17 protein-coding genes are annotated in these 19,158 nt (G+C 71.8%); 5 read left to right on the forward strand and 12 right to left on the reverse strand.

Annotated elements, in window-relative coordinates; translation table 11 throughout:
* Positions 1-15: 15 nt before the first annotated feature.
* The 8 genes from D1J63_RS24160 to D1J63_RS24195 all read right to left on the reverse strand — a co-directional run bounded on the left by D1J63_RS24160 (position 16) and on the right by D1J63_RS24195 (position 9,579).
* Entirely contained in the window at positions 16-1,059 is a 1,044-nt protein-coding gene (locus D1J63_RS24160) for a glutamate ABC transporter substrate-binding protein (protein WP_125631600.1), read from the reverse strand.
* A gap of 83 nt (positions 1,060-1,142) precedes the next feature.
* A complete protein-coding gene (locus tag D1J63_RS24165) occupies positions 1,143-2,516 on the reverse strand; it encodes a hypothetical protein (protein ID WP_125635758.1) in 1,374 nt (457 codons plus the stop codon).
* Between the two features lie 295 nt (positions 2,517-2,811).
* Complete coding sequence (locus tag D1J63_RS24170) at positions 2,812-3,783, reverse strand: BadF/BadG/BcrA/BcrD ATPase family protein (RefSeq protein WP_164712949.1); 972 nt, start codon at positions 3,781-3,783, stop codon at positions 2,812-2,814.
* Positions 3,774-5,039 carry a 6-phospho-beta-glucosidase gene (locus tag D1J63_RS24175; protein WP_125631602.1) on the reverse strand — a complete coding sequence of 422 codons (1,266 nt, stop codon included), beginning with the start codon at positions 5,037-5,039 and terminating at the stop codon, positions 3,774-3,776. Before D1J63_RS24175 ends, D1J63_RS24170 begins: the two co-directional genes overlap by 10 nt.
* Positions 5,040-5,046: 7 nt before the next feature.
* Complete coding sequence (locus D1J63_RS24180; RefSeq protein ID WP_240798624.1) at positions 5,047-5,958, reverse strand: carbohydrate ABC transporter permease; 912 nt, start codon at positions 5,956-5,958, stop codon at positions 5,047-5,049.
* Entirely contained in the window at positions 5,955-6,899 is a 945-nt protein-coding gene (locus D1J63_RS24185) for a sugar ABC transporter permease (RefSeq protein WP_125631604.1), read from the reverse strand. Before D1J63_RS24185 ends, D1J63_RS24180 begins: the two co-directional genes overlap by 4 nt.
* Positions 6,900-6,905: 6 nt before the next feature.
* Positions 6,906-8,243: an ABC transporter substrate-binding protein gene (locus D1J63_RS24190; RefSeq protein ID WP_125631606.1), complete on the reverse strand. Its 1,338-nt coding sequence runs from the start codon at positions 8,241-8,243 to the stop codon at positions 6,906-6,908.
* A gap of 118 nt (positions 8,244-8,361) precedes the next feature.
* The gene (locus D1J63_RS24195; RefSeq protein WP_125631608.1) at positions 8,362-9,579 is read right to left on the reverse strand and encodes an ROK family transcriptional regulator; all 1,218 of its coding nucleotides are present in this window, start codon (positions 9,577-9,579) and stop codon (positions 8,362-8,364) included.
* Between the two features lie 280 nt (positions 9,580-9,859).
* Between D1J63_RS24195 and D1J63_RS24200 the strand changes: the two genes are divergently transcribed.
* The 4 genes from D1J63_RS24200 (at position 9,860) to D1J63_RS37585 (ending at position 13,373) form a co-directional block, all read left to right on the forward strand.
* The gene (locus D1J63_RS24200; RefSeq protein ID WP_125631610.1) at positions 9,860-10,312 is read left to right on the forward strand and encodes a hypothetical protein; all 453 of its coding nucleotides are present in this window, start codon (positions 9,860-9,862) and stop codon (positions 10,310-10,312) included.
* 50 nt (positions 10,313-10,362) lie between these two features.
* On the forward strand, positions 10,363-12,483 hold the full coding sequence (locus tag D1J63_RS24205; protein WP_125631612.1) for a hypothetical protein: 2,121 nt from the start codon (positions 10,363-10,365) through the stop codon (positions 12,481-12,483).
* 14 nt (positions 12,484-12,497) lie between these two features.
* Complete coding sequence (locus tag D1J63_RS24210) at positions 12,498-13,034, forward strand: hypothetical protein (RefSeq protein ID WP_176155276.1); 537 nt, start codon at positions 12,498-12,500, stop codon at positions 13,032-13,034.
* A 210-nt stretch (positions 13,035-13,244) separates the two neighbouring features.
* Positions 13,245-13,373, forward strand: coding sequence for a hypothetical protein (locus D1J63_RS37585; protein ID WP_277601471.1), 129 nt, complete (start codon positions 13,245-13,247; stop codon positions 13,371-13,373).
* A gap of 146 nt (positions 13,374-13,519) precedes the next feature.
* Here D1J63_RS37585 and D1J63_RS24220 read toward each other — a convergent pair whose 3' ends face one another.
* The gene (locus tag D1J63_RS24220) at positions 13,520-15,091 is read right to left on the reverse strand and encodes an FAD-dependent monooxygenase (protein ID WP_125631616.1); all 1,572 of its coding nucleotides are present in this window, start codon (positions 15,089-15,091) and stop codon (positions 13,520-13,522) included.
* Between the two features lie 165 nt (positions 15,092-15,256).
* Between D1J63_RS24220 and D1J63_RS24225 the strand changes: the two genes are divergently transcribed.
* Positions 15,257-15,814: a TetR family transcriptional regulator gene (locus D1J63_RS24225; RefSeq protein ID WP_125631618.1), complete on the forward strand. Its 558-nt coding sequence runs from the start codon at positions 15,257-15,259 to the stop codon at positions 15,812-15,814.
* A gap of 309 nt (positions 15,815-16,123) precedes the next feature.
* On the opposite strand, the gene D1J63_RS24230 is transcribed toward D1J63_RS24225, so the two are convergent.
* From D1J63_RS24230 to D1J63_RS24240, 3 genes are all read right to left on the reverse strand, one after another.
* Positions 16,124-16,411 (reverse strand): hypothetical protein, encoded by a 288-nt coding sequence (locus tag D1J63_RS24230; RefSeq protein ID WP_125631620.1) that lies wholly within the window; start codon positions 16,409-16,411, stop codon positions 16,124-16,126.
* 72 nt (positions 16,412-16,483) lie between these two features.
* Positions 16,484-18,631, reverse strand: a complete 2,148-nt coding sequence (gene malQ, locus D1J63_RS24235) for a 4-alpha-glucanotransferase (RefSeq protein ID WP_125631622.1) — start codon at positions 18,629-18,631, stop codon at positions 16,484-16,486.
* Between the two features lie 9 nt (positions 18,632-18,640).
* Positions 18,641-18,952: a hypothetical protein gene (locus tag D1J63_RS24240; protein ID WP_061444727.1), complete on the reverse strand. Its 312-nt coding sequence runs from the start codon at positions 18,950-18,952 to the stop codon at positions 18,641-18,643.
* Positions 18,953-19,158: the final 206 nt, after the last annotated feature.

Raw genomic sequence — 19,158 nt, forward strand, 5'->3', positions numbered from 1 at the left:
CGCGCCCGCCGCTCCTCAGTTCTTGCGCAGGTACTGCGGGGTCGGCGGCAGCGACTTCGCCGCGTCGTCCATGGTCTCCGACAGCCACTGGTCGTACGAGTGCTGCCACCCCCCGGCCCGGTCCGCCCGCCACTGCTCGAGGACCCGGTTGACCCGGCGTACCAGATCGTCGGCGTCCTTCTTCATCGCCACGCCGTAGTACTCGGTGGTGAAGGCGTCGCCCTTCAGCTCGACCGTCGGGTCCTGCGCGGCCTGGCTGGCGGCGAGGGCGCCGTCGGTGACGACCGCGTCGACCTCGCCGAGCTGGAGCCGTACCAGGCAGTCCAGTTGGTTGGGCACCGTGGTGCGCAGGTCGACGCCGTCGGGCAGCGTGCCGTCCGCCCGGTCCTGCTCCAGCGTGCTCAACGCCGTCGAACCCGCCGCCGTGCAGATCTCCTTGCCGGCCAGGGTGCCGTCGTAGCCGGTGATCTTCGAGGACTTGGGCGCCAGGACCTGCTGGCCGGTCCGGAAGTAGGGAGCGGAGAACGCGACGTCCTCCAGCCGGTCGCAGTTGATCGTCATCGTGCGGACCACCATGTCGACCCGGCCGTCCTGGATGGCGGGGATGCGCTGGTCGGTGGGGATCGCCTTGAACTGCACGGCGTCCGCGTCACCCAGGATGTCCTCGGCGATCCGGTGCGCCAGATCGATGTCGAAGCCCTCCAACTCGGCGTCGCCGCCGCTGTTCGGGTCGCGGTAGCCCCAGCGGTAGCTGTTCTGGTCGACGCCGACGATCAGCTTGCGCTTCTCGCCCTCGCGGGAGCGGATCTCGTCGATGGTGGGCCCGTCGTCGCCGGAGGGGGCCAGGGTCTGCTTCTCCGGGTCCGTGCACTCCTGCGCGGCCCGCGCCTGACTGCCGTGGGCGACGCCGTGACCGCCGTCGTCCGTGCCGTCGCCCCCGCCGTGCGCGTGGACCATCGGCAGGAGCAGGGCCGCCAGCACCGCGAGGGCGCAGGCGAGGGCCATCGCCGCCACACCGCCCCAGCCCTTCAGACCGGTCCGCAACCGCCCAGCACGCATCCTCACGCCCCCTGCCCCGGGCACTGTCTCCATGGGCCGCACCGGCTCCCCTTCCCACCGGCCCGCGGGGCCCGCACCCCGTCTCACCGGTACTCCGACAGCCTGCGGCCGATGCCGATCAGCGCGCCGGCCGCGCCCAGCCCGGCGAGCACCCCGGCGCCCTGCGGCAGATAGCCCATCGCGTCCAGGCCGTCCCCCGCCGCCTGCTCGAACTCCGCCTTCTCGTGGTCGAGCGCGGTGGCGAGCGCGGCGTCCACGCCGTCGAAGCACTCGACCGTGGCGCCGTCGCCGCCGATCACCAGGTCCAGCGCCTGCTGGTAGTTGCCGTTCTCGTCCTGCTCACGGGCCGAGGAGTGCCGCTTCTTCCACTCCGCCATGTTGCCGTTCGCCGTGCCGACCGGCTGCTCGCCGGCCGCGTCGTCGGCGAGGCGCCCCGCCTCGGCCAGCGCCTTGCCGAGGGCGTCCATGTTCTTGCCGAAGGCCAGGTCGTAGGCGTCGTACGTCTTGCCGTCCACCTTCGTGGTCTCCGCGCCGCGGGAGACCAGGGTCAGGTTCTCGTTGCCCCGGGCCTTGAGGGAGGCGATGCGGGCCTCGTTCAGCGCGTTGAGGGAGCGCACGCCGTGCTCGTAGGAGTCGGTCAGGTTCGAGCGGGCGACGCCGTGGCCGACGACCAGCCAGAGCAGCACGATCGCGGAGGCGGCGGTCGCGGCGACCAGACCGTGGTTCAGCACCCGGTTGGTGCGCCGGTAGTGCCGGTGCTGGGCCCAGGCCAGCGTGGCGAGCAGGACCACGCCGAGGGCGATCGCCGCCCAGGGGTAGGGCTTGGCGTCGGCGTAGTCGGCGCTCAGCCGCTGGTTCTCCTTGGTGTACAGGTCCTCCGCCGCCGGGAGCATCTCCTTCTGCATCTTCTCGTTGGCGTAGCGCAGATAGGCGCCGCCGACCGGGAAGCCCTGCCGGTTGTAGGTGCGGGCGCGCTCGACCAGGCCCTTGTACTCGGGCAGCAGGCGGTTGAGTTCGGCGATGGTCTTCGCCGCCGGGGACTTCGGCTCGGAGTTGGCGGCGGCCGTCACGAGGCCCTCGGCGGCGGCGCGGATCCCGTTGTCGTACCGCGTGCGGGAGTCCTCCGTCTCCTGGCCGCCGGCCAGGAAGCCGCTGGAGGCGGCGGTGTTGGCCTCGGCGAGGGAACGGTAGATGCCGGCCGCGGCGGAGCTGAGCGGCTGGCTGCGGGTCAGCACGTCGTCGGCCGCCGCGGTCCGCTCGTTCATCTGCCAGGCGGTGACGGCCCCGAAGGCGATCACGAGCGCGGCGAGCAGCGCGCCGATGATCCGCAGCCGCCCCGGCTCGGTGACCGCAGCCGCGCGCAGCCGGTCCACACCCTCGGCGAACGCGGTGCGCCTGCGGGGCGGCGCGGACGGCGGGGGAGCGGCGGGCGCACCGCCCGAACGCTGCGCCGGCACCGGCGCGGAGGGCGGCGGCACGGCGGGCGGGCCGGACGCACCCGTGCCCGGCGGCGGTGCCGCGCTGCCCTTCGGCGGTTGAGTCACTGCTGACCTCCCCCATGGTCATCCGTCGCCGCAAGTATCGCTGCCCGTACCGACATTCGCACCGGCCTTCACCCGATCTTGATGCGATCCCGGCGCAACGTGCAACGCACCACCCCTGCCCATGAATACGCCACGGGAACCGGTTCGGTTCCCGTACTGGTTCCCGTACCGGTTCCCGTCCGCCGACACGGCGGGTGAAGCGGGCGGCTCAGGCGCCGAAGTGCTCCCGGACCCGCTCACCGGCCCCGGGCGTCGCGCCCACGTGGTCGAGGCCCAGCAGCACCGCCCCCAGCACCGGCGGCGCCGTCACCACGCGCGGCACCGCCTTGGGGGCGCGGGCCGCCAGCAGCTCCCGTATCCGGCCGTCCAGCCGGGGGTGCCGGGCCGCCAGCACACTGCCGCCCAGCAGCACCGGCGCCGGTTCGGCCAGCAGGTCGAGCCGGGTCAGCGCGACCGTGGCCATGGCCACCACCTCGTCGGCCTGCCGGTCCACGACCGACCGGGCGAGCGGGTCGCCGTCGGCCGCGGTGGCGAACAGCACGGGGGTCAGCTCGTGCCGCCGTACCGGCTCGATCCGCCGCAGGTGCAGGGCCTCGATGAGGGCGTACATGGAGTCGAGGCCGAAGTGCGCGGGCAGGGTCCGGGCCAGCTCGGTCGGCTCCCCCCGGCCGTCCTCCGCGCGCGCGGCATGCCACAGCGCCTCCTCCGCCAGGCCCCAGCCACCGCCCCAGTCGCCGGAGATGCGGCCGATCGCGGGGAAGCGGGCGGTGCGGCCGTCGGGGCGCATGCCGACGCAGTTGACGCCCGCCCCGCACACCACGGCGACGCCCAGCGGCTCGGCGACACCCGCCCGCAGGATCGCGAACGTGTCGTTGCGGACCTCTACACCCGCACCCCACGCGCGCGCGTGCAGCGCGGCGGCCAGTTGCTCCTCCTCCACCGGCAGGTCGGCGTTGGCCAGGCACGCCGACACGTGTTCGACGGAGGTCACCCCGGCCGCGTCGAAGGCCCGCGTCACCGCCTCCGCCAGGGCGTCCACGGCCCGTTCAACCCCCACGGCGGGCGGACGGAAGGCCCCGCCGCGTGCCGTGGCGAGGACCTTCCCGTCGCCCGCCACCACGGCCACGTCGGTCTTGCTGTTGCCCGCGTCGACGGCGAGAACGCTCGCGGTCAGGCCCACGCCAGGTGCTCCCGGTTGTGCGCGATCAGCCGGTCGGTGAGCTGCTCGGCGTACGCGTACTGGCCGACGAGCGGGTGCGCGAGCAGCGCCCGGAAGACCCGGTCCCGCCCGCCGCGCAGGGCCGCGTCCAGGGCCAGGTCCTCGTACGCGGTCACATTCGCCATCAGCCCCGCGTACAGCGGGTCCACGTCCGTCACCGGCAGCGGGGAGGCACCCTTGCCGCCCACCGCCGCCGGCACCTCGATCACCGCGTCGTCGGGCAGGAAGGGCAGCGTGCCGCGGTTGTAGGTGTTCACCACCTGGTACGGGGAGCCCGCGCCGCCGAGCAGGGCGGCGGCGAGGTCGACGGCGGCCTCGGAGTAGTAGGCGCCGCCGCGCTTGGCGAGCAGCTCGGGCTTCTCGTCCAGGGCCGGGTCGCCGTACATCTCCAGCAACTGCCGCTCCATCTCCGCGACCTCGGCGGCCCGGGACGGCTTGGTGCGCAGCTCGTCGACGACCTCGTCGTGGGCGTAGTAGTAGCGCAGGTAGTACGACGGCACGACACCCAGGCGGTCCAGGAGCGGCCGGGGCAGGCGCAGGTCGGCGGCGACCGTGTCCCCGTGCTCGGCCAGCAGCCGGGGCAGCACGTCCTCGCCCTCGGGGCCGCCTAGCCGTACGGCGGTCTCCCAGGTGAGGTGGTTGAGACCGACGTGGTCCAGGTGGACGTCGGCGGGCGTCACCCCGAGCAGGCCGGCGAACTTGCGCTGCAGCCCGATCGCCACGTTGCACAGCCCGACCGCCCGGTGCCCGGCCTGGAGCAGGGCCCGGGTGACGATGCCGACCGGGTTGGTGAAGTCGATGATCCAGGCGTCCGGGTTGGCCCGGCGCACCCGCTCCGCGATGTCCAGCACCACCGGCACCGTGCGCAGCGCCTTGGCGAGCCCGCCCGCGCCGGTCGTCTCCTGCCCGACGCAGCCGCACTCCAGCGGCCAGGTCTCGTCCTGCTGCCTGGCGGCCTGACCGCCGACCCGCAGCTGGAGCAGTACGGCGTCGGCGCCGTCCACGGCCGCGTCCAGGTCGGAGGTGGTGACCACGCGTCCTGCGTGGCCCTGCTTGGCGAAGATGCGGCGGGCGAGTCCGCCCACCAGCTCCAGCCGGTCCGCCGCCGGGTCGACGAGTACCAGCTCCTCGACGGGCAGCGTGTCCCGCAACCGGGCGAAGCCGTCGATCAGTTCGGGCGTGTAGGTCGAACCGCCGCCGACCACGGTGAGTTTCATGAAGTCATCAACCCTTTACTCCGGTCAGTGTGACGCCCTCGACGAACGCCTTCTGCGCGAAGAAGAACACGAGGATCACGGGGGCCATGACCAGCACGGTCGCGGCCATGGTGAGGTTCCAGTCGGTGTGGTGGGCGCCCTTGAAGGACTCCAGGCCGTAGGAGAGGGTCCAGGCGCCGGGGTTCTCGGAGGCGTAGATCTGGGGGCCGAAGTAGTCGTTCCAGGCGTAGAAGAACTGGAAGAGGGCCACCGCGGCGATGCCCGGCTTCGCCATCGGCAGGACGACCTTCAGCAGGGCGCGCAGCTCCCCGCAGCCGTCGACCTTCGCCGCGTCCAGGTACTCGTCCGGGATGGTCAGCAGGAACTGCCGCAGCAGGAAGATGGAGAAGGCGTCACCGAAGGCCATCGGGATGATCAGCGGCCACAGCGTGCCGGACAGGTCCAGCTGCTTGGCCCAGAACAGGTACATCGGGATGACGATCACCTGCGGGGGCAGCATCATCATCGAGATCACCAGCATCAGGGACAGGTGCCGCCCCCGGAAGCGGAACTTGGCCAGCGCGTACGCCACCGGGATCGACGACACCACGGTCAGCACGGTGCCCAGGCCCGCGTACAGCAGCGTGTTCTTCCACCAGGTGAGGAAGCCGGGCGTGTCCAGGACCGCGCGGTAGTTGCCCCACTCCCAGGTGTGCGGCCACAGGTCGCGGGTGAGGGCCTGCTGGTCGCTCATCAGCGAGGTGAGCACCACGAAGACGAACGGCAGCGTGAAGAAGAGCGCGGCGGCCACGCCGAGCGAGTGGACGGCGATCCAGTGCAGCAGCACGCGCCGGCGGGCGGTGCGCTCCTCGGTGGGCGGCGGGCCGGCGGCCGCGGCGGGCCGGGCCGGCACCTGGGCCGTCGGTACCTGGGTGGTCATCGGTCACCTGCCTGGATCAGACCGCCCCGGCGGCGCATCAGCAGCGCCGTGAACGCCATCGCCAGCGCGAACAGCACGAGCGCGACCACGCAGGCGGAGCCGTAGTCGAAGCGCTGGAAGCCGAGGTTGTAGACGAGCTGGGGGAGGGTGAGGGTCGACTTGTCGGGATAACCGGGCTCGAAGGACTGGCCGGAGCCGCCGATGATCCCGGAGGCGACCTTCCCGGCGACCAGCGGCTGCGTGTAGTACTGCATCGTCTGGATCACACCCGTGACCACGGCGAACAGCACGATCGGCGAGATGTTCGGCAGCGTCACGAACCGGAACCGCTGCCAGGCCGAGGCCCCGTCCAGCTCGGCCGCCTCGTACTGCTCCTTCGGTACGTCGAGCAGCGCCGCCATGAAGATCACCATCAGGTCGCCCACGCCCCACACCGCGAGTGCGGTCAGCGCGGGCTTGGACCAGGCGGAGTCCGTGAACCAGCCGGGCGCCGGTACGCCGAGGCCCTCCAGGACCGAGTTGACCGGTCCCGTACCGGGGTTGAGGAGGAAGACGAAGGCGAGCGTCGCGGCGACGGGCGGGGCGAGGTAGGGCAGGTAGAAGAGGGTCCGGAAGACCCCGGCGCCCGTCCTGATCTTCGTGATCAGCAGCCCGACCCCGAGCCCGAACACCACCCGGCAGGTCACCATCACCAGGACCAGCCAGAGGGTGTTGCGCAGGGCGGGCCAGAACAGCGGGTAGTCCCGGAAGACGTACGCCCAGTTCTCCAGGCCCCGGAACTCCGGGACGCCGAAGCCGTCGTACTTCATCAGCGAGAAGTACACGGTGGACACCAGCGGGTAGGCGAAGAAGACGCCGAACCCGACGAGCCACGGCGACATGAAGGCCGCCGTCCGAAGCGCCGAGGAACGGCGCTTCGCGCGGAGCGTGTTGGTGGCCATGGACCGCTACTTCGTCTGCTCGATGTCGCGGTCGATCTGCGCGGCGGTCTTCTCCAGACCGGCCTCGAGGTCCTTCACCTTGCCCGACTCGTACTGGTAGCCGAAGTCCTGGAGGGTGAGCTGGTAGGTGGCGCCGTTGACGGAGGCCGGCGGGGAGTTCGACTCGGGGTGCTGGGCGATGTCCAGGAAGGTCTTGAACGCCGGGTCGGTCTTCAGGTCGGGCGACTTGAGGGCCGGGAAGGTGGAGGGCACGTTGCGGATGGCGTTGGCGAAGGCGACGACGGCCTCGGTGTCGGTCGTCATGTACTTCACCAGCTCCCACGCCGCGTTCTGCTTCTTGCTCTGCGGGGCGATGCCCATGACGGTGCCGGAGAGGAAGCCCTTGCCGTACTCGTCCACCTCGTCGTCGGCGACGGGCATCGGCGCGGTGCCGATCTCGAAGTCGACGCCCGCGTCCTTCGCCATGCCGAGCCGCCACTCGCCGTCCAGCTGCATGGCCACCTGGCCGGTGTGGAAGGGGTGTTTGGCGCCCCACTCGTCGCCGAAGGTGTTGCGGTACTTCTCCAGCTTCTCGAAGCCGCCGAGGTCGTCGACGAGCTTCTTCTGGTACGTGAACATCTCCGCGAACGCCGGGTCCTCGGCGACGCTGGACCTGCCGTCCTGGTCGAAGTAGGCGTGGTCCCACTGGGACATGTAGTGGTCGACGACGGTCTCGTAGCCGTGGTAGTTCGGCATGAAGCCGAGCTGCTCGTACCCGTCGCCCTTGGTCTTCGTCAGCTTCTTCGCCACCTGGGCGAACTCCGACCAGGTCTTGGGCGGGGCCTTGATCCCGGCCGCCTCGAAGGCGTCCTTGTTGTAGTAGAGGCCGTAGGCGTCGCCGAGCAGGGGAAGGGCGCAGCGCGTCCCGTCGAACTGCGTGTAGTCCAGCATCGGCTTCGGGATGAGCGCGTCCAGGTCGAGCTTCGACTTCTCGACGAACGGCTTCAGGTCGAGGAAGGCGCCCGAGGAGCAGAACTTTCCGATGTTCGAGGTGGTGAAGGAGGACACCACGTCGGGGCCGTTCGAACCGCCCGCGCGCAGGGCCTGGTTGAGCTTGTCGTCGTTGATGTTGCCGACGACCTTGACCTTGATGTTGGGGTGCGCCTTCTCGAAGCGGTCCACGTTCGCCTGGACGGCCTTCACCTCGGCGGGGGCGCTCCAGCCGTGCCAGAAGGTGATGGTGGTCTCGGCGTTCGGGTCGTCGGAGGCACCGGACTCGGACTGGCCGGTGCAGGCGGTGGCGAGCAGGGCGAGGGAGGCGGAGGCGGCGACCGCGAGGGCCGCTTTTCGGGATATTCCGGGCATAGCGAAGCTCCCAGGGGCAGGGTGGGGACAGGTGGGTGGGGCGGGGCGGGGCCAGTGGGGTGGCGCTGGGTGGAGCCAGTGGGGTGAGGCGGGATGGAGTCAGTGGGATGGCGCGGGGTCAGCGCGAGGTGTCGAAGACCTCGTCGCGGGTGGTCGCGAGCGCGCTCTCCAGTGCGCCGCGCAGGACGGGGTCGTCGGTCACGTCACCGACGGCGAGCCGGGGCCGGGAGGCGGCCAGTTCCTCCAGCTCGTCCCGGACCAGGTCGCGCAGCGCCTCGCCGCCCGCGGTGAGGGAGATGCCGCTGAGGACGACCAGCTCGGGGTCGAGGACCGAGACGAGGGAGGCGAGGCCGGTGGCCAGGCGGGTGGCGTAGGTCTGGAGCAACCGGCGGTGCGGGCCGTCGTCGGGGCCGGCCTGCGCGGCGCGGGCGACCAGGGCGGCGGCGACCTCGGTGTACGGCCCCGAGGGCACGTCCGTCACGCCCGACTCCCGGGCCAGTCCCGCCAGTGCCTGGGAACCGGCCAGCTCCTGGAAGCCGCCGCTGCCGGTACGGCTGACCTTGCGGACCAGCGGGGCGCCCGGCACCGGCAGGAACCCGACCTCGCCGGCGCCGCCGGTCCAGCCGCGGTGCAGCCGGCCGCCGAGGACCAGGGCGGCGCCCAGGCCCTCCTGGTTCCACAGCAGGACGAAGTCCTCGTGCCCCCGGGCCGCACCGAGGCGCTGCTCGGCCACGGCGGCGAGGTTCACGTCGTTCTCGTACTCCACCGGCATCGGCAGCGCGGCGGCGAGTTCGTCCAGGAGGGTGGGGGAGTGCCAGCCGGGCAGGTGGGAGGCGTAGCGCAGCCGCCCGGTGCCCGGGTCGAAGGCGCCCGGGGTGCCGATGACGAGCCGGTGCACGTCGCTCCGGTCCAGCCCCGCCGCCTTCACCGCGCCGTCGAGGGCGTCGGTGACCTGCTGGACGACGGGGACGGCGGGGCGCCGGCCCGGGGTGGGCAGCTCGAACCGCCCGACCGTGCGCCCGGTGACGTCGGAGACGGCGGCCAGGATGCGGCCCGGGGTGACGTCGAGTCCGGCGGCGTAGGCGGCGGCGGGGTTCACCTCGTAGAGCTGGGCGCCGGGGCCCGGGCGTCCCTCGGTCGTGCCCCCGGCCAGGACCAGCCCCGCCGCCTCCAGCCGGGCCAGCAACTGCGAGGCCGTCGGCTTCGACAGCCCGGTCAGCTTGCCGATCCGGGTCCGGGACAGCGGCCCGTGCTCCAGCAGGAGGTCGAGTGCGGCCCGGTCGTTCATGGCGCGCAGGACGCGCGGGGTGCCCGGCGTACCGGCGGTTCCTGCCATGCGTGTCCACACCTGCCTCTCGACCGCTCAGCTTTTCAGGGGCGGTGGGACAAGTCCACCGTACGGACCACGGCAGACACCCGCCAGGACCTGCCGAAACTGGTTGTTAGGAAAGTTTCCTGTTGGCTAGAGAACGTAGGCCCGCCCGCCACGAGCCGTCAAGAGACCGATCGGCGGCCCCGGGTGACGTCGGCCGCGCATGGTAGGAATGTTCGAGATGATCGGGCCGGTCAACGACGTGTATGACCGATCGTCGACGCGTACGGGGAGGCGTTGCCGGGTGGCGTGGGAAGAGTGGGAACAGATCAAGGCGGCGACGGCCCAGCAGCAGCCGACGCACATGCAGTTGAACCAGCTTCCGGGCAACGTGGGCGGCGACACCTCGCCGGGCGATCTGGTGGTGCACGACGACGAGTTGGGGAAACTGGGCAACATGGCCTACGACCTGCTCTCGCAGGTGTCGACGGACGGAGACATGGCGCGACCGAGCACGTTCACCGCGTCGAACGCCCTCTTCAACGATGGGCTCGACATGGGGGCCGCGCTGCTGGAGGTCCACGACGGGTGGAACACCCAGCTCGGCACGCTGAAGGAGGCGTGTGCGCACATCTCCAACCACCTGGACTTCACCCGCGCACGGCATGCGGAGGACGAGGCCTACGTGGAGACAGGCATGCACAACGCGGCAGGTGACCTGATGACACCGTCGCGCATCAACGACTACTTCCACTGATCATCTGGCGAGGCAGCACCACGCACGACGACAACGGGGGCTGACAACACGTGGCGGACACACTCACCGTCCAGGAACTCACTGACCTGAGGCTGAACTCTCTGAAGACCGCGGTGGACGACTGGAAGACCATGACCGGCCGTCTGGAGAAACTCGCGACCGGGGGTGACGGTCAGGTGAGTGGCGAGGGCCTGAGGAGCGCGGCGAACGCGGCGACGTGGCAGGGCGTCAACGCCACGGTCTCGAGGGGCTTCGTCACCAAGACGGCGAAGCAGTTCTCGGACGCCGCCGCGGAGGCGAAGAGCGTACACGGCCTGCTGCACGGCGCTCACTCCGATTTCGTCAAGCACAAGGCGGCTCTGCGCACCGCGATCGATGATCTGGCGAAACGGAACATCTACGTCAACGGGAACGGCAGCGTCATCGCGTCGGTCCCCTCCGGGGCGGCCGCCGGAAACAGCGACGACATCCACAAGCCGACCGACGGGGAGCTCGAAGTCGCCCAGCGCCGGATCAACAAGATCCTGGCAGAGGCGAGTGAGACCGACCGGATCGTCGCCAGAGCCCTGCGCGCCATGGTGAAGAACAAGTACGACTTCACGGAGAAGGGCGCCGACTCGGTCGAGGAGGCGGATCTCGCGCAGGGCAGGGCGGATGCCGAGTACTGGAAGAAGGAGATCGCCAAGGGGCACGTGGAGGACTGGGACCAGGAGAAGCTGGACCGCTTCAACGAGATGTTGGAGAAGCAGCGGGACAATCCCGGTTTCACCGAGACCTTCGCCACCGGCCTCGGTGCGGACGGGACGCTTCAGTTCTGGCGTGATCTGGCCGACCCGGGCCAGGGCAACACGCCTGAGGGCGAGCGGGCCGAACTGCTGGGGCAAGTGCAGCAGAACCTCAGCATGTCCCTGGCGAACGCATCACACAGTCACTCCCCCGAGATGGAGGCGTGGAAGCGGGACGTCATCGCCGCAGGCGGCAAGCAGTTCGGCCACGAGGGCATCATGGTCAAGCCCTACGGCTTCCAGATCATGAGCAACCTCATGGTGAAGGGGAAGTTCGACAGCGGCTTCCTCAACGACTACGGTGACGCGCTACGGACCTTCGAGGAGAAGAAGAAGCCCTTCGAACCGGCGGCGGTCTGGGGCAACCCGGGCATCGCGTCCCAGCTCGACTACACGGGGAAGGGCGCCGACGGCGACTTCGGCGAGCCGGGCACGGATCCCATGGGCGGTTACCTCAAGGCGGTGTCCCACAACCCCGACTTCGCCACGAAGCTCTTCAACGACGACGGGTGGGCCGACTACCTCGTCGAGGACCGCGAGTTCTACGACGAGGACGACCCGTTCGGCAAGGGCGACGGTACGACGCAGTCCCGCGACGCGCTGGGCAAGGCACTGCTGGCGGCCGGCACCGGCCTGGACCCGGACCAGCCGCACGCCGTCAATTCCTACGAGCACACCGACGCGCAGCGGCAGGTGCTGGAGAACACACTGGGGCGGCTGTCCGCCAAGGGGGACGACTTCCCGCCCGAGCTGCGGGACGACATGGCGCTGCTGCTGGGCAACTGGGGCGACGAGGTCCACCGGTCGGCGAGTTCCCTGGACACCGCGGACAGCCCGCTGGACTACGAGGAACTGCTGGAGGTCTCGACGCAGGTCTCCCGGGACCAGGACGCCTACGGCATCCTGATGGAGGGCGTGAACCACGCGATCGTCGCCGACCTCCACGCAGAGCACGAGGGCGATCCCGAGGAGGAACTCAAGCGGGCGGGACAGACGGTCGGTTTCATGGAGTCGGCCCGCTACCACGCGATCGACACCGACAAGGACGACCCGTCCTGGCCTGCGAAGTGGGGTTACCACGCGTATGGCGGCGTGGCGAACTTCGTTCCGGTGGTGGGCGACGCGATCCAGCGGGGCGTGGACTCGGCGGCCTACGCCTGGCAGCTGGAGGAGCAGCAGCGGATCGACGACAAGGCCGCCATCGACACCACCCAGAATTTCCAGTCACGGCAGACATACCTGCGTTCCCTCGGCGAGGAGTGGAGTGCGATGCACCCCGACCACCGCCTCTCCGAGAAGGGTAATGAGTATCTGCGTCAGGACTCCATCGGAAACTCCGCCTTCAACGGAAACACCACCGCCAACAGGATCGCAGGCCAACACTGATGAGCCGACCGACAGTGCGCAGGATCGTCCCGTCCGTGGTGTCGATGTTGGCTCTGGCCATGGGTGTGTCCGCCTGCGGCGACGCCAAGAGCTACGCGGTTCCCGACCGGCTCTGCGGGGTCTCGGTCGAGCCCGCACTCCTGAAGCCCTTGCTGCCGGCCGGCGAGGAGCTGAAGGCCGAGCCCCGGTATGTGGGGGACGACGAGTTCCCGGGAAGCGAAGGAGCGCTGCGCTGCATGGTGACGGTGGATGGGAAGAACGCTCTCTACGTCCAGGAGTTCAGCGGTCAGAACTCGTTCGACGTGCTTGAGCATGCGCGGAAGTCGTTCTTCGACCGGAATCCGCAGAAGATCAAGGGTGTGGCCAACGCGGTCGTCGCCGACGGGAAGTTCCTTGCCGTGACCCCGTGCGGGAACGGAAAGAAGAATCATCTGCTCGATATCGACATGAACATGCCGGTGGGGGAGGCGGGTGACCTGCGGGACGAGCTGGAACGCTTCGCGACGGCGTATCTGCCGGTCGGCAAGAAGAAAATGGGCTGTGAGCAGTAAAGAATGTGCTGTGAACGGCACACGCTCGCTCTTGGGATCGTGCTCGCGGTCGCAGCGGCCGACTGAGCATCGGCAGCGGCGCGGATCGAGAAGGTCAACCGGGCGATGCGAAAGACACCGTTCAGCGCGGTCGGGACGACGACCGCCTTCGGGCACGGCGGACTCCAGTACATCGTCTGGAACCCCGCCCAGGGCCTGCACATCAGGTAATTGGGCGCCACCGGCGGCGACATGTACTACAAGGACACCGACTTCGGCCAGGAGAAGGACGTCGTCGTGGCGGGCCCGGACCGGGTGATGTCCATGGAGGGGTTCCGTCCGCGGGTCGGCACGGGCTGACCGCCGCGGGCAGGCCGGCCCGCTACTTGGCCGTGCTGGGCGGCGGAATGGGGGACGCCGCGATGGACTGCGGCGACACGGTGCTCGCGTAGGCCGACGGCGCCGCGACGCCCGCCGTGGGGCCTGCGGCGGCCGGCCCGTCCTTCTCAGCCCACGTGCGCGGCGAGCGCCGCCGCGGTCCGGGCGGCCTCGGCGTCCTCCGCCGCCCAGGCGACGTACCCGTCGGGCCGCACCAGGAGGGTCGTTCGACGCCCGCTCGCCCAGTGCGCCACCGCCAGCCGGTCCTCGCGACCGGCCGCGGCACCGTACGTCTCCGTGCCCGGGGCCGGGGCCGCGCCCGCGTCCGGGGTCGGGGTCGGGGTCGGAGCCGCGTCCGGCGTCGGGGCGTGTGGGGTGATCAGCACGAAGCGCCCGCCGCGCAGCGCCTCGTACAGTCGTCCGCCGCCCGCGAGGGCCACGTCGGGTACGCGGGTGCCGGTCAGTCGGTGGGAGCCGCGGGGGGCGGGGTAGCGGAACCCGACGCCGGTGATGTGGCCGGTCGCCCTGCGGCGGAGCGGGCCCACGTGGTCGAGGACGGTGGTGAGGGCCGCCCGCAGCGCCAGCGTCCAGGGGCGCTTGGCCATGGCGAGGCGGACGATGCCGCCGCTGCTGCGCAGGACCGACCTGCCCACGGGGTGGCGTTCGGACTGGTAGGTGTCGAGCAGCCCGGACCCGGCGTGCCCGTGCAGGACGGCCGCGAGCTTCCAGCTCAGGTTGGCCGCGTCCTGGAGGCCGGTGTTCATGCCCTGACCGCCGGCCGGGGTGTGCACGTGCGCGGCGTCACCGGCGAGGAAGACACGGCCCACGCGGTAGGCGGGGACCTGCCGTTCGTCGCTGTGGAAGCGGGACAGCCAGCGGGGGTCGTGCATCCCGAAGTCCCGGCCCAGGGCGCGGCGGGTGATCTCCTTGACCTCGTCGAGGTGGAGCGGCTCGCTGTCGGGGACGTTCCGTCCGCGGTGCCAGCCGATCACGCGGTGGTATCCGTCGCCGAACGGCGCGAGGAACGCGAAGGCGTCCCCGACGGCGTTGACGCTCAGCAGCGTCTCCGGTTGTTCGGCGAGGCGTACGTCGGCGAGGACGACGGAACGGATGGCCGACCGCCCCGGGAACGGCAGGCCGACCGCCTCGCGCACGGTGCTGTGCATGCCGTCGGCGCCCACGACATAGGCCGCCCGCAGCGTCTCCGTCTTCCCGCCGGGGCCGCGGACCTCGACGGTCACGGTGTCCTGCGCCGGGTCCTGGCGCACGCCGGTCGTCTCGGTCTCGTGGCGGAACTCCACGCCGGCCGCCACCGCACGCCGTTCCAGCACCTTCTCGACCTCGTACTGCGGGAGGACCAGGAGGTGGCGGAAGCGGGAGGGCAGGTCGGCGAGGTCGACGGAGAGGCGGCCGAAGAGGCGCAGACGGTCCAGGGGCCGGCCGACGGCCTCCACGTCGTCGGCGAGGGCGCGGGCGTCGAACTGTTCGAGGGTGCGGGCGTGCAGGACGAAGGCGCGGGAGAGGTTGCTGATCCGGCGCGGGCGCTTCTCCACGAGGGTGACGGGGATGCCGGCGGTGGCGAGGTCCCCGGCCAGGAGCAGGCCGGTGGGGCCCGAGCCGACGACGATCACTGAGCCGGGGCCGGAATCGGAGCCGGAGCCGGAGCCGGGGCGGGGGTTCGCGTGCTGGGTGCCATTCATTTTGGCCTCCTTGCGATGCCAACGCTCAACGCTCGTTCGCCAACGTCTGTTGGCCAACAACCGTTCGCCTACAAGTGTTTGCCAACGCTTGTTGTCACCGTAGGGCGGCCCGCCCCGTGAAGTCAACACTTGTTGGCCTACGCGCGTTGGCCTACGCTTGTGGGCATGTCTTCACGACGCTCCGAGAGCACCCGCGCCGCGATCCTCGACGCGGCGCGCGAGCGCTTCGCCGCCGACGGCTACGAGCGGGCCACCATCCGCGCGATCGCCCGGGACGCGAGCATCGACCCGTCGATGGTGATGCGCTACTACGGCAACAAGGAGGGCCTGTTCGCGGCGGCCATGACGGTCGACCTCGCGCTGCCCGATCTGGCCGGGCTGCCGCGCGAGGAGGTCGGGCGGGCCCTGGTGACCCACTTCCTCGCCAGGTGGGAGGAGGACGAGGTGCTCACCGCGCTGCTGCGGGTCGGGGTCACCAACCAGGCCGGCGCCGAGCGCATGCAGGGCATCTTCCGCGACCAGTTCCTGCCGGTCGCCCGGCGTGTGTGCCCGGACCCCGAGCAGGCCCCCGCGCGGGCCGCGCTCGTCGCGACGCAGGTGCTCGGCATGGCCCTCACCCGATACGTGCTGCGCATCCCGCCGGCCGTGGCGCTCCACCGCGAGGAGGTCGTGGCCTGGCTGGCGCCCACCCTCCAGCGCTACCTGACGGCACCGAGCCCTTGACGGCCGCGCGCGAACGCCTGACGCCGCGTCCATCCCTGACGGTCACGCGAGCCTCTGCGGGCCACGTGGATCTCTGGCGGTCACGCGAGCCCCTGACGGCCGCGTGATCCCTGACCGTCGCGCGAGCCCCTGACCGTCGCGTGATCCCTGACCGCCGCGCGAGCCCCTGACCGCCGCGTGAACCCCTGACCGCTGCTCGAACGCCTCACGGCCGCGCGAACGCCGAAGGGCGCCGCCCCGGCCGGCGTACGGCTGACGCGCGTACGTGCGGCGGGGCGGCGCCCTCGGTCGAGCGGGGTGGTGGGGAGGTCAGGCCTTGGCGCCGGCCTTGACCTTGGCCTTGGTCTTCGTGCCGGGCGTCTTCACCAGGTGGTCCGGGTGGGACCGGTCCAGGACCATGACCAGGCCCGCGATGACCGCGAACAGCGCGAGCGGGGCCAGGACGTAGAGGCCCAGCGTCTCGACGACGCTCAGGCCGGTGCCGGGGTCGTCGCCGTCGTCGCGCGTCAGCGCGAGCGCGGGGGACGACATGAGCAGCATCATCAGCGTCGTACCGGCTGCCAGGGCGCCGGCGCGCAGGGCGTTCTTCTTGTCCACGGTGCAAAGTTAGCGAACGCTCGCGGCGCCCGCGCGCCCGGGGTGCCCGTACGAGGCCCCGGGCGTCCCCGCTCAGTCGTCCCGGACGTCGCCGCGCCCTCGTAGGGCATCGCCCGGGGCATCGTCCGCGGCAGCGCGTACGACGTCGATCAGGGCGTGCAGCCGGGGCGAGGCGGCCAGGTCCTCCAGGGCCACCGGGCGGCCCTCGGCGTCGGCGACGGGCAGCCGCCAGTTCGGGTACTGGTCCCAGGTGCCCGGGAGGTTCTGCGGGCGGCGGTCGCCGACGGCGTCCGGGAGCCAGATGCCGGCCATGCGGGCGGGGGTGCGCAGCAGGAACCGGTGCACGGCCTGGATCTCCGCCTCCTCGGAGGGCGTCCCGGTGTCGCCGCCGGTGCCGCGCAGCAGCCCGAGCCCGGCCAGGACCTCCAGCCACTCGGCGGTGTCCGCGGCGGCCTCGGCGCGTTCCTCCTCCAGCGGGCGGGTGAGCAGGCCGAGGCGGTCGCGGAGTTCGACGTGTGCGCCGGTGAGACGGGCGGCGGTGGACGGCAGGTCGTGGGTGGTGGCGGTGGCCAGGCAGTCGGCGCGCCACCGCTCGGGCGGCAGGGGGCGGCCGTCGCCGGTCCAGTCCCGTTCGAACCAGAGCACCGAGGTGCCCAGCACCCCGCGCTCGCGCAGCGCCTCGCGCACCCCGGGCTCCACGGTGCCCAGATCCTCGCCGATGACGACGGCACCGGCCCGGTCGGCCTCCAGGACCAGGACGGCGAGCATGGCCTCGGCGTCGTAGTGGACGTAGGTGCCCTCGGTGGGCGGGCGGCCCTCGGGGACCCACCAGAGCCGGAACAGGCCCATGACGTGGTCGACGCGCAGCGCCCCGGCGTACCGGAACAGGCCGCGCAGCAGCTCCCGGAAGGGCGCGTATCCGCACTCGGCGAGGCGGTCGGGGCGCCAGGGCGGCAGCCCCCAGTCCTGGCCGCGGGAGTTGAAGGCGTCCGGCGGCGCTCCGACCGACATGCCGGCGGCGAAGTACCGCTGCTGGGCCCAGGAGTCGGCGCCGCGCGGGTGCACGCCGACGGCGAGGTCGTGGACGATCCCGACCGGCATGCCGGCCTCGCGGGCGGTGCGCTGGGCGGCGGTGAGCTGGGTGTCGGTGAGCCAGGTGAGGCGGGAGTGGAAGTCGACGCGGTCCATCAGCTCGCGGCGGGCGCGGTCGGTCGCGGCGGAGCGGGGGTCGCGCAGGCCCTCGGGCCACCGGTGCCAGTCGGAGCCGTGGACCTCGGCGAGGGCGCACCAGGTGGCGTGGTCCTCGAGGGCGGTGCCCCGGGCGGCGAGGTAGTCGCAGTAGGCGGCGCGACGGCCGGGACCGAGGGGGACCTCGTGGAGCAGTTCGAGAGCCTCGCGCTTCAGCTCCCACACGGCGTCCCGGTCGATGAGTGCGTCCTTCTCCAGCACGCCCTCGCGCAGCCGCCCGGCCCGTTCCCGCAGGGCCCGGGCCCGCTCGGGGTCGGGGACGTACGCGAACTCGGGCACGTCCTCGATCCGCAGGTGCACGGGGTCGGGGAAGCGGCGCGAGGAGGGCCGGTACGGGGAGGGGTCGGTGGGGGCGCCGGGTACGGCCGCGTGCAGCGGGTTGACCTGCACGAATCCGGCGCCGAGGGCGCGTCCGGCCCAGGCGGCGAGTTCGCCGAGGTCGCCGAGGTCGCCCATGCCCCAGGAGCGCCGGGACAGGAGGGAGTAGAGCTGGACGAGGAGGCCGTAGGAGCGCACGGCGGGGGTGGGCAGCCGGGCGGGCGCGACGATCAGGTGCGCCTCGGCGGTGCGCCCGTCGGGCGCGGTGGCGGTCAGCCGGTGGACGCCGGACGGCAGCCGCTCGACGCCGTCGTGCTGCTCCCCCTGCTCGGTGTCGACGCGCAGCCGGGTGCCGGCGGGCAGGGCGGTCAGCGCGTCCGGGGTGCCGCCGCCCTCCCAGCGGACGACGGTGGGCGGCAGCAGCCGTTCGCGCAGCTCGGTCTCTCGGGCGGTGAGCGCGGCCCGTACGGCCCCGGGGGTGTCCGCGTCCACGCCGAGGGCGGCCAGCGCGAGGGTGACGGCGGTGGCCGAGGCCTGGACGGTGCGGTCCGGGGAGGGACGGTAGGAGGTGGCGACGCCGTGCAGGGCGGCGAGCCTGGTCAGTTCCTCGGGAAGATCCTCGGCGGAGGGCTCGGCCGGCTGCGCTGCGGGCATCTGCTTCCTCTACGACCTCGTGGGTTCCGGGACGGGGACGGCGAAGGAGGGGCCGCCCTGCTCCGGCACGTCGGCCGTGAGTTCGGGCGAGGACTCGCTGGTCAGCGGTACGGCGTCGGCGAACGGCGACTCGCTGGTGAGGGGTTCCGCGTCGGGCAGCGGCGGTTCGCTGGTCAGCGGGGTCTCGGCGCAGCTGCCGGTGGCGCCGAAGACGCAGTAGTGCGGGGTCTCGGAGGCGGCGGAGGGCTCCGCCCAGGGGGTGGACGGCTCCGCCACGGGTTTGGAGGGGGCCGGCAGCAGAAGGGGCGCCAGTGCAGCCACGGGGGTCTCCTTTGGATCAGGCTCTGGGTCGGACGGTGGAACGGGCCCGTCATCGGGCCCCGGGTCGGGCGTTGTGTCGAGCACGCTTGTGGCGAGTTACGGCAGCCCCTACCCAGTCCGCGCGAGGACAGACGCCCCAATACCGCCAACGTGGCCCTGGTCACATCCACCCCCTCCCGAATCAACGCAGAACCCGCCAAAAAATC

The organism is Streptomyces sp. KPB2, from assembly GCF_003950055.1.
Taxonomy (GTDB): domain Bacteria; phylum Actinomycetota; class Actinomycetes; order Streptomycetales; family Streptomycetaceae; genus Streptomyces; species Streptomyces salinarius.